General features: G+C 35.5%; 15 protein-coding genes and 1 pseudogene. 2 read left to right on the top strand and 14 right to left on the bottom strand.

Features of this window, described 5'->3' with window-relative positions; genetic code table 11:
* Window positions 1-118: 118 nt before the first annotated feature.
* Together ACZ07B_RS20775 and ACZ07B_RS20770 are read right to left on the bottom strand one after the other, a co-directional pair.
* Window positions 119-1,321: a CynX/NimT family MFS transporter gene (locus tag ACZ07B_RS20775; RefSeq protein WP_464877629.1), complete on the bottom strand. Its 1,203-nt coding sequence runs from the start codon at window positions 1,319-1,321 to the stop codon at window positions 119-121.
* A complete protein-coding gene (locus tag ACZ07B_RS20770; protein WP_134155704.1) occupies window positions 1,318-2,010 on the bottom strand; it encodes a FadR/GntR family transcriptional regulator in 693 nt (230 codons plus the stop codon). Before ACZ07B_RS20770 ends, ACZ07B_RS20775 begins: the two co-directional genes overlap by 4 nt.
* A 439-nt stretch (window positions 2,011-2,449) precedes the next feature.
* Here ACZ07B_RS20770 and ACZ07B_RS20765 point away from each other — a divergent pair, with 439 nt between their 5' ends.
* Complete coding sequence (locus ACZ07B_RS20765) at window positions 2,450-2,911, top strand: CarD family transcriptional regulator (RefSeq protein ID WP_464877628.1); 462 nt, start codon at window positions 2,450-2,452, stop codon at window positions 2,909-2,911.
* A gap of 685 nt (window positions 2,912-3,596) precedes the next feature.
* On the opposite strand, the gene cspC is transcribed toward ACZ07B_RS20765, so the two are convergent.
* Entirely contained in the window at window positions 3,597-3,797 is a 201-nt protein-coding gene (gene cspC, locus ACZ07B_RS20760; RefSeq protein WP_003234247.1) for a cold shock protein CspC, read from the bottom strand.
* A 408-nt stretch (window positions 3,798-4,205) separates the two neighbouring features.
* The gene (locus tag ACZ07B_RS20755) at window positions 4,206-4,364 is read right to left on the bottom strand and encodes a molecular chaperone TorD family protein (protein WP_349897605.1); all 159 of its coding nucleotides are present in this window, start codon (window positions 4,362-4,364) and stop codon (window positions 4,206-4,208) included.
* 139 nt (window positions 4,365-4,503) lie between these two features.
* Here ACZ07B_RS20755 and desA point away from each other — a divergent pair, with 139 nt between their 5' ends.
* Entirely contained in the window at window positions 4,504-5,532 is a 1,029-nt protein-coding gene (desA, locus tag ACZ07B_RS20750; protein WP_335451503.1) for a Delta(5) desaturase DesA, read from the top strand.
* A 433-nt stretch (window positions 5,533-5,965) separates the two neighbouring features.
* Here the strand turns inward: desA and ACZ07B_RS20745 are convergent, their stop codons facing one another.
* The 10 genes and pseudogenes from ACZ07B_RS20745 to ACZ07B_RS20700 all read right to left on the bottom strand — a co-directional run.
* Window positions 5,966-6,319 carry a DUF2178 domain-containing protein gene (locus ACZ07B_RS20745; RefSeq protein WP_247070406.1) on the bottom strand — a complete coding sequence of 118 codons (354 nt, stop codon included), beginning with the start codon at window positions 6,317-6,319 and terminating at the stop codon, window positions 5,966-5,968.
* A complete protein-coding gene (locus ACZ07B_RS20740) occupies window positions 6,316-6,549 on the bottom strand; it encodes a helix-turn-helix transcriptional regulator (RefSeq protein ID WP_003240464.1) in 234 nt (77 codons plus the stop codon). The genes ACZ07B_RS20745 and ACZ07B_RS20740 overlap by 4 nt, the downstream gene beginning before the upstream one ends.
* A 189-nt stretch (window positions 6,550-6,738) precedes the next feature.
* Window positions 6,739-7,107 (bottom strand): annotated as a pseudogene (locus tag ACZ07B_RS20735) (sortase).
* A 261-nt stretch (window positions 7,108-7,368) separates the two neighbouring features.
* Complete coding sequence (locus tag ACZ07B_RS20730; protein ID WP_029317380.1) at window positions 7,369-7,743, bottom strand: hypothetical protein; 375 nt, start codon at window positions 7,741-7,743, stop codon at window positions 7,369-7,371.
* Between the two features lie 323 nt (window positions 7,744-8,066).
* Window positions 8,067-9,800: an ABC transporter ATP-binding protein gene (locus ACZ07B_RS20725; protein ID WP_088325336.1), complete on the bottom strand. Its 1,734-nt coding sequence runs from the start codon at window positions 9,798-9,800 to the stop codon at window positions 8,067-8,069.
* 89 nt (window positions 9,801-9,889) lie between these two features.
* Window positions 9,890-12,448 (bottom strand): class III lanthionine synthetase LanKC, encoded by a 2,559-nt coding sequence (gene lanKC / locus ACZ07B_RS20720; protein WP_464877627.1) that lies wholly within the window; start codon window positions 12,446-12,448, stop codon window positions 9,890-9,892.
* Window positions 12,449-12,469: 21 nt separating this feature from the next.
* A complete protein-coding gene (locus ACZ07B_RS20715) occupies window positions 12,470-12,652 on the bottom strand; it encodes a hypothetical protein (RefSeq protein ID WP_029317383.1) in 183 nt (60 codons plus the stop codon).
* A 116-nt stretch (window positions 12,653-12,768) separates the two neighbouring features.
* Entirely contained in the window at window positions 12,769-12,897 is a 129-nt protein-coding gene (locus ACZ07B_RS20710) for a class III lanthipeptide (protein ID WP_187290712.1), read from the bottom strand.
* Window positions 12,898-12,934: 37 nt separating this feature from the next.
* Window positions 12,935-13,063, bottom strand: a complete 129-nt coding sequence (locus tag ACZ07B_RS20705) for a class III lanthipeptide (protein WP_187290710.1) — start codon at window positions 13,061-13,063, stop codon at window positions 12,935-12,937.
* Between the two features lie 36 nt (window positions 13,064-13,099).
* On the bottom strand, window positions 13,100-13,201 hold a 102-nt coding region (locus ACZ07B_RS20700), incomplete at its 5' end, for a class III lanthipeptide (RefSeq protein ID WP_464877664.1).

Here is a 13,201-nt window from a genome sequence, read left to right as displayed (position 1 = left end):
CTCTTTCTAATAGCACGTCATAAATTTTGGGACATCTGTATAATACAATGCTCAATGATTCGGTTGGCTTAGGCAGTTCCATGGGCTCTCTAGCAAAAGCTTTACTGAAACAAACCTCTTATACCATGTGATTTTTTGACGCACCCATGCCGAATATGAACAGCAGAATGCTGACCATAAGCAAAAGTAATATTGGGAAGTTCCAGCTTGCCGTGACGTCATGGAGCAAACCAAACAAGGTCGGTCCTGTTGCAGCCAGCAAATATCCAACAGATTGCGACATCCCCGACAAAGAAGCCGCATCGGAGGCATCCTTCGTCCGCAAGCTTAAAAAGATCATAGCCAAGCTGAACGCACATCCCCCAGAAATTCCGAGTAAAATTGTCCATAAGAAAATAAGTGCATTATCGCCGAAATAAAGGCCACCCAATGAAACAAAAAACAGGATAGTCATCATGACAACCAGTAAACGCTGGTTCTTCATGCGTCCGGCAACAATCGGTACGATGAATGATACGGGAAGCGAGGCGAATTGAAATAGCGATAGCATCCAGCCAGCGCTGTCTTCATTCAAGCCACGGCTTGTCATGATTTCAGGTAACCAAGCGATCAATACATAGAAAAGCAGAGACTGCAATCCCATAAAAAGTGTAACCATCCATGCCAGCGGTGAACGCCACAGACTTCGCCGCGTCGACGCACCGCTAGTTGCTACCATGGCTGACGCTTGACTCGTCCGCGCTTTAGGAAACCAGAATAGTGCAGCTATCAGAGCGAGCAGGCCCCAGACTGCAAGTGCGCCATTCCAGCCAAAACTGCGGGCGATTGGGACACTTACACCGGAAGCTATCGCACCGCATAAATTCATCGACACTGAATACAGCCCTGTCATAAGACCGACATTACGAGAAAAATCTCGTTTAACAATACTTGGAATTAGCACGTTGCATACCGCAATTGCGAGCCCAAGCAAAACGGTGCCTGCAAACAAAGGAACTGTTGCAGTCAGCGAGCGGACAGTGATACCTAGCATAAGCAGAACCAATGCATAAAGTATAATCCGTTCCATCCCGAAGCGGCGTGCCAAGATTGGCGCGAAGGGGGAAAGAATCGAGAAAGCAAGCAGCGGCAATGTTGTAAGCAAGCCTGCCGCGGTATGCGATAATCCAAGAGATTCGTGAATCGATCCTACCAGTGGGCCTACCGACGTTAACGGTGACCGCATCGTCAGTGATATAAGGACGATGCCTATGATGATCGGCCAACTCAATGAGAGCGAACGCTTTGTCTCAGTTGGTTTGGTACCACTTTGTACGCTCATGGCCGCTCCCCCTCTTCAGCGGCGATAACATCCTTCGATTCCTGGATATAACGATGAACTGCCTCCACGGCACGATCCGCATCCTGACCGACAATCGCTTCGACTAGTTGTCGGTGCATTTCCAAAAAATCCGTATCGACTTCAAAACTAGTCAGGCTTGTAATCGAATCTTGTAATGCTTCAGCGATATGGCTGTATATTTCGATCAATATTTCATTATGCGACGCCTTTACAATGCTTTGATGTAGACAGATATCCGCTGTTACAAAGTCATCAATGTTACCGATTTCTGCCGCTCCCTCACAGCGTTCCAGTTGGAGAAGAAGTTCGCGGGCCTCGTCATCGGTTCTGCGTTGTGCAGCAAGATGGGCTCCCTCACGTTCAAGAGCATACCGAACTTCTAATGTTTGCAACGTATCGGTGCGCGAGATGCGTTTTTTCAATACGACCCCCAAAGCACTTGAAGAGCAGACATATGTTCCGTCACCTTGTTTCGTCTTCAAAAGTCCTGCATGTATCAATGCCCGAATTGCTTCCCTTAATGTATTGCGGCTAACATTCAGCTCGGTCATCAACTCAGGTTCGGCAGGAATGCGCATCCCGACACCCCACTTACCTGATTCGATCAAACTTTCCATTTGTAGAGCGACTTGCTCAACCAGCGTCTGCCGGTTTGTTTTCTGAAGCATTTGTTTATCCTCCTGTAAAGCACTTATCAAACATAGGATGTTTGGTTAATTGGTATTTTATCACCCTTCTGAAATTAAGGCAACAAAATAATAAGCCAATGAAAGGGGCAGGGAATCATGCGGTTCTTGTAAAGATATTAAATTTAACAGCAATACAGAATTCCCCTTACAAAAAAGATACCTAAAAAGGAGATTTAATATCTCATTTTCAATGAAAAACTGATCTATGTTAATTAGTCGAAGTTTTAGGATATACACGGATCAATTGACCTTTTCCTTGATTGGAAATCCGACACGTTCCCTATTGTTTTTGCTTGATCTGTTTTTTTAAAAAAAGTTATTGACATCAAAAATTCGATCATGTTATTATTAAAATTTTGATATTCCACCTCCATATATGGTAATCTTAAGAAGGTTACCATATATGGAGGTGGATGATATGTTTCAAATTGGCGATAACATTGTTTATCCAATGCACGGAGCAGGTATAATTGAAGCCATAGAAGAAAAAGAATTCTTAGAGGAAAAACAACAGTATTATGTCATAAGAATGTCAATCAGTAATATGACAGTTATGATTCCAACGCGTAAAATATTGAGTTCGAATATACGACCAGTTACCGATATACTTGCATTAAAACACATTATGAACATTTTTCAGCATGGAGAATCAGATAGGTTACTGCCATGGAAGCAAAGGTATAAAATAAACACGGACAAAATAAAAACGGGTGAAATACAAGAAGGCGCTGAAGTTGTACGTGATTTAATGCGTATGAAGAAAGAAAAAGCACTTAATGCAAGCGAAAAAAAAATGCTGGATAATGCATATGAATTTTTGATTAGTGAACTGGAAGTAATTAAAGGAATCACTGAAAAGCAAATAAAAAGTTTCGGTTAGATAGTGTATTGATCCCAAAAAATATTTCGGAATATTATGATGAAAAGCAAATCTTCTCCAACTTATGTTTAGAACATTAACGACCTCTTTTGTTATTCCTACATTCTAATCCATTTTTATTATTTACATTTCTTCTGCGAAGATTGAAGTTTTACCAAAAAACTCAATAAAATAGTCACTTGTTATTAGTATCCTGATTCACACTGGCACGGACAAGGAGCCGTAAGGATGGAAGAGAGGTAGGGCTTTCATTGTTTTAGGTATCTCTAAGTGATTATTTCCAGAAGAAAAAAACAATCGATCTCCTCATTATTTTTAAGAATTTCTTATATCCACTGCCACATTGAATAATAATTGTTTATCTTCTTTTCATAAAAGAGATATGCGAGTTGATAACATCCAGATGAAACCATTTTTATAATTCATTAATCTTACTTAAATTAACGAACAGGTTAGTGAAAAAAAGAGCTATATTTGAACAAAACATTAAATAATTTATATACATTCCGCATATTGTCAATCCAGTATGTTATACTGTAAACAAACCTTTGAAGTTTTAAATCTTTTTCTATTACCTTGTAGCATCTCCCTACTCGAACGTTGAGTAGGGTTTTTTATTGAGTATGATATAGACATAAAAAAACAGGCCCTATATAAAGAGCCTGTTTGTATAAACGATTGAAAATTAAGCTTTTTGAACGTTAGCAGCTTGAGCTCCACGAGCACCTTGCTCAACGTCAAACGATACTTTTTGACCTTCGTCTAAAGATTTGAATCCGTCACTTTGGATTGCAGAAAAGTGTACGAATACATCGTCTCCATTTTCGCGTTCGATAAAACCAAAACCTTTTTCTGCATTAAACCATTTAACTGTACCTTGTTCCATTTTTGTTGCCTCCTAGTGTGTAACCACACAGTATATACTATCCTTGCCCAAAGTATCATCAAGACGAAAAGTCAATATTCATACTATCCTTTACACCGAACAAAAATAATTCTTCTTTATTATATCAGGAATCGGAAATAACTGCAAATTATATTTCTGATTTATTCATGGTATTATTTGTTAAACATGTGTATACCAGCGCAGAGTAAGAGGCCTATTAAAAACTTTGGTTTGAAAACACCGTGAAAAGTGAATCACGAGTGTCTTCAAACCTTTTTCTTTGCTTAATAGTACTTAGCTCAGCTGTTTCTTGTTCAAGAGCAAGATAATCTTTTAAAAGCAGGGCTGTTCACTTGTAAAACTTTGTTTCTGGAGATGTTTCCAAACAGTCACTCATGGATATACCCATTACTTCATTCCTTTTTTCCTCAAACAATCAATGTTCACGGTCAAATAAATCGATCCCCATGGGGGAGCATTGAGAGAGTTTGACCCAATAAAGTGCTGGGTATAATCTTCATACGCCTTTTGTATCCCGGCTGACTCTGCTAATAATAAACTGGAAATCAGTTTATTATTTCCAATAATTTTACAGATGAGTGGGAAGAATACTTATCATATATGGGGTGTATAACGTTGGGCCTTCTAAGGCTATAAAACGTTTTCTACACTTAGAAGATCACCAGGGAAGGGGAAACTTTTGAATATGAAAGAACAAAACCTAAGGACTTTGAGAAAACTGGTTACACCTTATGAAAAGTCCGATTTACACAAAAGCATTTGTCAAATCATTAACACATTGGTGCCATTTTTCCTATTATGGTGTTTGGCATATAAGAGCTTGTCGATTTCTTATTTCCTTACATTAGCGATTTCTGTTGTTGCGGCAGGTTTTTTAGTGAGAACCTTCATCATCTTTCATGATTGCTGCCACTATTCCTTTTTTAAGAACAGAAAGGCGAATCGAATCCTTGGAACATTAACAGGAATTCTGACTCTGCATCCTTTTGATCATTGGGCGCACGACCATTCTGTCCATCATGCGACAAGCAGCAATCTGGACAAACGCGGTACAGGCGATATTTGGGTACTGACGGTTGAGGAATATAAGAAAGCCTCAACTAAGACAAAAATAATGTACCGATTGTACAGAAATCCGTTTGTTATGTTTATTATTGGGCCGATTTACGTTTTCGGGATTGCCAATCGTTTTAATCGAAAAGGGGCAAAACGCAAAGAACGGATGAATACGTATGTAACGAACCTGGGGATCGTCGCTTTGGCAGCACTTTTATGTTGGGCTATTGGCTGGCAAAACTTCCTGCTGGTTCAGGTGCCGATTTTTATGATATCGGGCTCTCTCGGAATTTGGATGTTTTATATTCAGCATACGTTTGAGGATTCTTATTTTGAAGAAGATGAGAATTGGGAATATGTAAAAGCAGCAGTTGAAGGAAGCTCTTTTTATAAACTTCCAAAAGTCATGCAGTGGCTAACAGGCAATATCGGTTTTCATCATGTTCATCATTTAAGCCCGAGAGTCCCAAACTATAAGCTTGAAAAAGTGCATAACAACACTAAACCATTGCAAAACGTTCCGACCATTACACTGGCAACAAGCCTTAAATCGTTAAAGTTCCGCCTATGGGATGAAGAAGGCAAAAAATTTGTTAGTTTTAGCCACTTAAAAAAAGCTTCTAAAAGCCAAGTATCGGCGCGGCTAACAACGGATTAAATAAACTCCCCATAATCGCAGAAAGTGCAGACTCGCGCAACGATGTTGTGCAGAAGTCAGCACTTTTTTAGTGGACTCCACAATGAGGTACATTTGTTGCCGTATTTTCCGCAAAAAAATAACACCAAAGATGGTTAAGCCCTTGGTATTATTTGGGTGCGGTCGAGAGAACTTGAACCTTTACGGGTTATTCCCCCCACTGGGCCCTCAACATAATAAATCCATAACATTAGTTATGAAAGCTTATTTTCATTACACTTTCTAACTCCACTTTACATCATCTCGATAAGTTTGTATGAATTATGGTTAATAATTGGTGAGCAAAAACCCACTTCCTCACTTCTCCAAATCTCATTATAAAATGATTTCATATTCGTTCCCTCTCCTAAAACAATTAAAACTTCAGAGACACTATCTTTCTCGGTTATTGAATTCACAAAAAATCTTTTTTATATCGAACAGCTAGATAGATTGCTGAAGCGAAGAATGCAATAGAATACTTAAATAAGAAGAAAACTTGCCACATATATTCTTTTGGGAAAAGCAAGTCGCAAAAAATTAGTGCACATAACGTACAGAGGCTTCCTTTTAAAGCGATTTGGTTTGTTCTTTCGTCAGTCTTACCCATTTTTTTAGTAAATACGAATGTCAGAATCAATCCGACTACAAGCAATACAAATCCGCTGCCAATGAGAATACTCCAATTTCCCGGAGAATGTTCAGCCCAGGACTTTAAAGGAGAAAAAATAGCGTTAGTGATCGTATCTGTGATCGAATTCATTTTCATTTTTGATCATTTCCTTTCTCATAAGTAAAAATCTCGTTTACATCTACATTAAAAAATTCGGCAATTCGAAAAGCTAACAGCAGAGTCGGAACATAATTTCCTTTCTCCATTACAAAGATGGTTTGTTTGGAAACCCCGACTTTCTTTGCTAATTCTTGCTGAGACAATCTGGCAAGTACACGATATTCATAAACCTTATTTGAGATCGAATCACCAAAATCTTTCTTCATGACCATCACCTCTTGAACCAAATTATAAATCGACCTTATGTAAAAGTAAAGTAAACTTATACAAAAACATAAAATACTTTTATGTTTACTAAGATTACTTTGATTTAATTATGGACCAGAATGCAGAAAGAACCTGACGAAAAAGGCTGACGAAAATTCGTCAGCCTAATCTTTGATATTCTGGATTTCTCAAATCCGTTTTCCATAAATAATATACCGCTTTGGTGCATTACCGATATATGAAAACGGGTAACAAGTTGTCAGAATGAGCTCCTCTTTGTTATGCTGCAGGGTAATAATAGACGTATCTTTTTGTCTACAATTTTTGTTTTGTCTATTTCATATGAAAAGCTCCCATATGGCAGCAGAACCTTTAATTGATCACCTTTTTTTAGTTCCCCTGTCCGGCGGAATACGGTAAGTATCCCGATGACCTGATAGAACAATTTGTCCGTTTTCATCTGGAAAATAACTGCCTTTGTAGTGGCCGACTCCTTTTTCCAAATCATCCGCATCCGTTCCCTCTACAGTCCGAAGCTCTGCGTCTATTCTTGGAATTTCAAGGACACCGAGAAATTATGGACAAGAAACTGCAGCCCTTTGAGTGGATTTATTTTATTGTAAATGAACAATTTGGGAGCTATAGATTTAGGAACTGTTAAGATACACCCTGTAACTTTCTTTCCGAGTATCTACACTAAAAGCAACCATCAGTCATCAAGGGCGTTAGTCATTCGCAACATATAAACCTATAAAAAAAGAAAGCTCCTTTCCTTGAAATTAAGGATAAAGCCTTCTAACCTTATTTTATTATTTCAGCTAAGATTTAACTTCTTTATTCCTATCAATAAAGGTTACTACAACGCTAACTATGCTGATTAAAGTTCCTGCAATAGAAACAACAATGGTTAAAAAGCCATCGGGAATAAGAAATCCTATTGGAATGAGCCCCAGAAAGGTTAGAACGATAAAACATTGGTATACACCAGATACGATTCTTACAACCCAATTACCAAAAAAGGACATGACTAACGGAGGAATGAATAAAAATACCACTATCCCAATTGATATCATTAAGATTCGAGGCTGTTCAAATGAAATGACATTATCTCCAGGAGAATTTTTAGCAGCCACTAGCATAACAACTATAGACATAATTAGTGTGAGTAAAACCAGAAAAAATCTTTTTACCATCGTTATAACTCCTTTTTATAATTACTTTAAAACCGGGTTATCCGTCTTTTTCTATAACCATTTTATGTTCTCAATCAAAGTATATGCAGTCAAATTACAGCTAAAGTAATATTTATTACTACTTATCAAGACATAACATCCACAGACTATGCCGAATAATTAGCTGCTTTTCAGTTTAACTAATGCAAAAAGTATTCCTCATCTTACTATTGTTAAGATTACACTAAATTTGTAAGGTATCTTAATTCATTTAACATAAATGATTTAGATGATTATGTTAAATTCACTAATAAATAGATTAAAGGGGCGAGCTCGTAACTTAGTTAGTTAGCCAATTTTTGGGCTGACACAAATCGCCTGTACTTTTCATGGGTAAGCATTAATTGGTCATGAGTTCCTTTACCAGTAATCACTCCTTGGTCTAAGAAAATGATTTGATCTGCTTTTTTAATTGTTGCTAATCTGTGAGCTATTATTACTGTAGTTCTATTTTTCATTAATTCTTCTAGTGAATTCTGTATTTTTCTCTCACTCTCACTGTCCAAACTTGCTGTTGCCTCATCCAATAATAGAATATCAGGATCTTTAATAAAATTTCTTGCAATATCAATTCGTTGACGCTGACCTCCTGACAACTTCACTCCTTTTTCGCCAATTATTGTGCTATAACCTTTATCTAACAACATAACAAATTCATGGCAATTAGACAATTTAGAATACTTAATAATTTCATCTTCACTAATTTCTCTTTTGATTCCATAAGTAATATTATCTTTTACGGTGCCATTTATCATTGCGTTGGTTTGCATTACATATCCAATTTTATTCCGCCAATCTGATAAGTTAAATTCGTTAATCGGTATTCCTTCGAGTGATATGCTCCCATTACTTGGGGGTAATTCATACAAACGTGCAATTAAATTGAAAATAGTACTTTTACCAGAACCAGACGGTCCTACAAAAGCAGTAACCTTTCTACTTGGGATATCAAAAGTTATTTCATTCAAAATCGGTTTATCATCATATTTGAAACTTACTTCTGAAAATTTCAAATTTTGATTGCTGAAATCAATATCTAAAGCATTCTTATTGGACTCTAGCTCTTCTTTGTGCTCAAGTAGAATTTCACTTAATCTTTGGCTAGCTCCTATCGCACGCTGATAGTCTGTAAGTAACGTTGAAAAATTAGTCAAAGGGCCTGATAATTGTATGACATAGAAAATCATAGCTACTAGGGTGCCAGCAGATATTACACCCGTTGAGACTCTTATACCGCCAAATCCCAGAATAATTCCTATAGTCAGTAAAAGGATGAGGCTAGTTAAAGGTTGTATAATTGAAATGATCTTAGACTCTTTTAACCCTAATTTATATATTTCAAAAAGGTTGTTATAAGCATTTTTCAATTCTTGATTTTCTGTATTAGATATCTTTACAAGACGTATTTCTGTTAAGACACGCCCTAATAAACCACTAAAGCTTGCGACTTCGGATTGTGCTTTTTTTGAGATTTTCCTTACCATTCCGCCTAAAGGGATAATTATTGCTAAAAATATAGGCACTATAATAAGAGTTATAAGAGTCATTTGCCAATCCATTCTTAATAAAATGATAACAGAGCCTAAAATAGTGATTATAGAAGGTATTATATTGGGTAATTTTTGAGATACAAAAGCGTTGATAACATTGGTGTCGTCTGTGATACGACTCATTATTGAACCACTCTCATTATTATCAAAGAAAGAGGTTTTTAATTTGATTATATGTTCCCAGAGCATAAAACGAATTGCCATAATCATTTTTTCACCAATTTTACTGAGCAAATATAACCCAATACCACTCAAGATCGCGTTAATTAAAAACATGCATAAAAAAATTACTATAAATCTCCAATCAAAGGTGTTCTCAGAAAATTTATCAACAACCTTACCTGTAAATAGAGGTATAAACAAACCACTAATGCTGCCTATAGATGAAATAGAAATAGCAAACAAAATTAATAATAATGGAAGTTTTATTTTACATAATAAAAAGAATAAGGGGTTTTTAGGTCTCATAATAATCTCCTTTTTTAGTTCGGATATCCATATTCAAAAAAATATTAGAAAAGTTTCTACCTACACTCTTAATTGAGGGAGATAAATAATTAAGAGTTAGACTCAAATACTTTTTTGATGTTCATCACAGGGAGCCACATATAATTAGTATTGTTTATAATACCTTGTATTACGAGCAACAATCCTAATGAACCGGAAAATATATCATTTGATAAACGATACCCAAAGTCTCCAGGAGTATATATTTCGACCTTTCCTTTAAAGAGGTGTAGATCTAAAGTTTTCAAATTATCAGCATTTATACCCCGGTTATAATATTTATCAATTGCATTACTAACAGCCATTATCCCGGCAGTACCTCTAAATAATCCACAATTATAAAAACACTTCGATTTCGCTATTTTGTAAATACCTTCCAATTCTTTCTCCCATAAATCCTCCTTTAAAAGTAAACTTAATTCAATTAATGCCAATCCCACTCCAGCGCTTCCACCATCTAAATAAGGGACTACTCTAGTGATATCTTCTAATTGATAAACGCCGTAATCATCGAATTTACCAGTGATCAAATCTTTTTCAATAGCTTTTTTCGATAAAATAAGCCATTTATGATTTTTAGTTCTTTTATATAAAGAAGAATAAAAAAGTGAAACACCTGACCAACCATTAATAAGACCACGAGGTATTATATCCATATCATAAGGAACGATTGAAACGTCTTTTTCTAATAATTCCTCTAGCCGGTTTGCAATTTCTATAGATTTGTTAAGATATTTGATAGAGTCTTTTTCATATGAAAGGCCTAAAAAAGCTAAACCGATTCCAGATAGTCCAGATGATAACGTTATATCACTGTTATTTTTAAAATGATTAATGCTATCAAAAAGATGTTTTGCTTTGTCATAATAACCTGATTCCCATAAACTAGTGGCTATTCCAGCCTTGCCAGTTAATAGTCCATTTTCCATCTTCAATAAATCGTTTAAAGATTGATTACCTACCCATTCGTTTAGTTTTTTATTTTGTATATTTGTTCTATTAAAGGCTAATACAGCTCCAAAACCGCCAGTTAAGATATTAAATAATCCATTTTCTAATTCATACTGTCTAATATCTCCTGGGATTACCCTTTCATCAACAAACAAATTATTTATTATATTATTTTGAAGTAACATCTTTACTTCATTTAGTGACATTTCTTTAATATGGTTATGTTCAACATTCAATAAATCTTTAGCTGGATTTGCCTGAACTTGAGAACAAATTTTTTGTATTTTATTAATTATTTTTATAGCTTCGATGCCAAAATAATTTTCAATATATTTATCATGTGCCTCTAAAATTTTTGAAGAAATATCTTGAACTGGTCCGATAGGTAAAAATAAATATCTCGATATTCTTAGTAACGCAAACCAATCCGCTTGTTTTCTCGTCATATTAGGCCCGCCAGTAAAACCAAATGTTTTTAAACCCGATGGTACACTATCATCAATAAAACTTGCAGTCTCAAAGTCGATCAATCGTATATTTTCGTCTGATGTGATAATAATATTTGAGGGCTGTAAGTCTCCTATCCCTATTCCTTGATTATGTATTTCAGTTAGAGCATCTATTAATTGATTCAAAATTTTTAATACTGTTTTTAAGTATTCTTTATTTGTTTCATTCGTATAAAAAGGATATTTTGTTGCAAGCCAAGTTCTAAGTGATGTGCCTTCAATATATTCTTCTATAATAAAATGATGTTCCCACGCCTTAAAAAAATCATATATTTTTACGGGGTAACGCGTTCCTTCAAGTTTTTTTAAAATCATCGCTTCATTTTTTATTCTTGTAAAGGCATCAATTCCCAGACTATCTAATCCAATGTTTGGCCTTCCTTCCTTAAGGATAACTTTTTTGTCTAGTATATCTAGGGCTAAGTAGACTCCCCCTCCATTACTATAATGAATTGCATGGATAACCTCTATATCATCTAATGGAGTAGGTTCAGCTATTTCGTTTTCTAATTTATTATCCATCTCTCTTATTGGAGCAGGTTCAGTGATAAATTCGGGTATAGAATAATGAGGACTTCTTGAGTCTTCAACTAAGTCACCAGAAGGACTTTGAATAGCAAATACCTTTTTATTATTTTCATAATAATACATACTTAAAAATGCACCATATCTAAAATATACATTACTTTCGTACCATCTTTTATCAGTTAAAATATAAGGGCCTCTAGGAAGAGTATCTAGCAGACTGCTTAATATTTCTAACAAATTTAAAAATACTTGTTCATTTGGCGGGAAAATTGTAATAAACTTACCCGCAGCAGACCTATTGCTGTATTTTGAATTTTTAATACTTAATTCCCATAAGCTTTTAACGTATTTAAAAGAGATTTTGTAATCGAATAGGACATTTGATACAATTTCTAATGTTTTTTCTGCAGAATCTATTGTAGTACTTATATGTATCTTCCAACCTTGCATTGGAAGTTTATGCTCTTTGTTTATAACATGAATCCAATGATTTTCTCTTATGGTTTTATAATTATTAGGTATATTAGAAATATACAAAGCCGATTCCCTGTTAGGGGTATCGGGCTTTGTATAAAAAGAATTGTTTGTCGAGATAAAGTATTTGAAGTATCGTAAGTCCATATTTACAACCCTCTCAAGAGATTAGTTATTGCAAAAAGCTGCACTCATGGTACTGACAGGAAGAGGAGTTAAACAAAAAGCTATACTAGCAGGTGAAATAAGTGATTGACCTTCAACAGTTCCTGTCGCTCCTGCAGTATATACTGGACCACTTTCTAAGCTCTGCAATTTCAGGATATTACTGATTTGCTTTCCTCTTGACATTTCATCCAACTCCTTTTATATTTTTTAAATAGTTTATTGTATTTACTTTTTGGGTAATACAAAGAAAAGAGAGGATGATCCCCTCTCTTTTCTTTAAGTAGGGTTGTCCATAATCATTAGTTACCACAGAAATACAAACTAACTGTACTGATCTTATCGCAGCCTAAGCTTACTGATGATTTGCCTTTTAATAGAGTAACCTCTTTATCAAGCGCTTTATGCTGAAGTGATAATAATTTTTTCATTTGTTTTACCTCCTTTAGTCTAAACAGTGAGTAATCTTTAGTTACCGCAGAAATACAAACTTACTGTACTGATCTTATCGCAGCCTAAGCTTACTGATGATCTACCTTTTAATAGAGTAACCTCTTTATCAAGTGCTTTATGCTGAAGTGATAATAGCTTTTTCATTTGTTTTACCTCCTTTAGTCTAAACAGTGAGTAATCTTAGTTACCACAGAAATACAAACTTACTGTACTGATCTTATCGCAGCCTAAGCTTACTGATGATCTGCCTTTTAATAGAGTAACCTCTTTATCAAGTGCTTT

It is taken from the genome of Bacillus sp. 9.4, from assembly GCF_055486415.1.
The sequence above is the reverse complement of the archived record's forward strand: the minus strand, read 5'-3'. Positions and strand labels throughout refer to the sequence as shown.

Excerpts from the sequence above, each read along its gene's own strand:
- ACZ07B_RS20775 (WP_464877629.1), bottom strand. The coding sequence starts at position 1,321 with ATGAGCGTACAAAGTGGTACCAAACCAACTGAGACAAAGCGTTCGCTC.
- ACZ07B_RS20770 (WP_134155704.1), bottom strand. The coding sequence starts at position 2,010 with ATGCTTCAGAAAACAAACCGGCAGACGCTGGTTGAGCAAGTCGCTCTA.
- ACZ07B_RS20765 (WP_464877628.1), top strand. The coding sequence starts at position 2,450 with ATGTTTCAAATTGGCGATAACATTGTTTATCCAATGCACGGAGCAGGT.
- cspC (WP_003234247.1), bottom strand. The coding sequence starts at position 3,797 with ATGGAACAAGGTACAGTTAAATGGTTTAATGCAGAAAAAGGTTTTGGT.
- desA (WP_335451503.1), top strand. The coding sequence starts at position 4,504 with ATGAAAGAACAAAACCTAAGGACTTTGAGAAAACTGGTTACACCTTAT.
- ACZ07B_RS20745 (WP_247070406.1), bottom strand. The coding sequence starts at position 6,319 with ATGAAAATGAATTCGATCACAGATACGATCACTAACGCTATTTTTTCT.
- ACZ07B_RS20740 (WP_003240464.1), bottom strand. The coding sequence starts at position 6,549 with ATGAAGAAAGATTTTGGTGATTCGATCTCAAATAAGGTTTATGAATAT.
- ACZ07B_RS20730 (WP_029317380.1), bottom strand. The coding sequence starts at position 7,743 with ATGGTAAAAAGATTTTTTCTGGTTTTACTCACACTAATTATGTCTATA.
- ACZ07B_RS20725 (WP_088325336.1), bottom strand. The coding sequence starts at position 9,800 with ATGAGACCTAAAAACCCCTTATTCTTTTTATTATGTAAAATAAAACTT.
- lanKC (WP_464877627.1), bottom strand. The coding sequence starts at position 12,448 with ATGGACTTACGATACTTCAAATACTTTATCTCGACAAACAATTCTTTT.
- ACZ07B_RS20715 (WP_029317383.1), bottom strand. The coding sequence starts at position 12,652 with ATGTCAAGAGGAAAGCAAATCAGTAATATCCTGAAATTGCAGAGCTTA.
- ACZ07B_RS20710 (WP_187290712.1), bottom strand. The coding sequence starts at position 12,897 with ATGAAAAAATTATTATCACTTCAGCATAAAGCGCTTGATAAAGAGGTT.
- ACZ07B_RS20705 (WP_187290710.1), bottom strand. The coding sequence starts at position 13,063 with ATGAAAAAGCTATTATCACTTCAGCATAAAGCACTTGATAAAGAGGTT.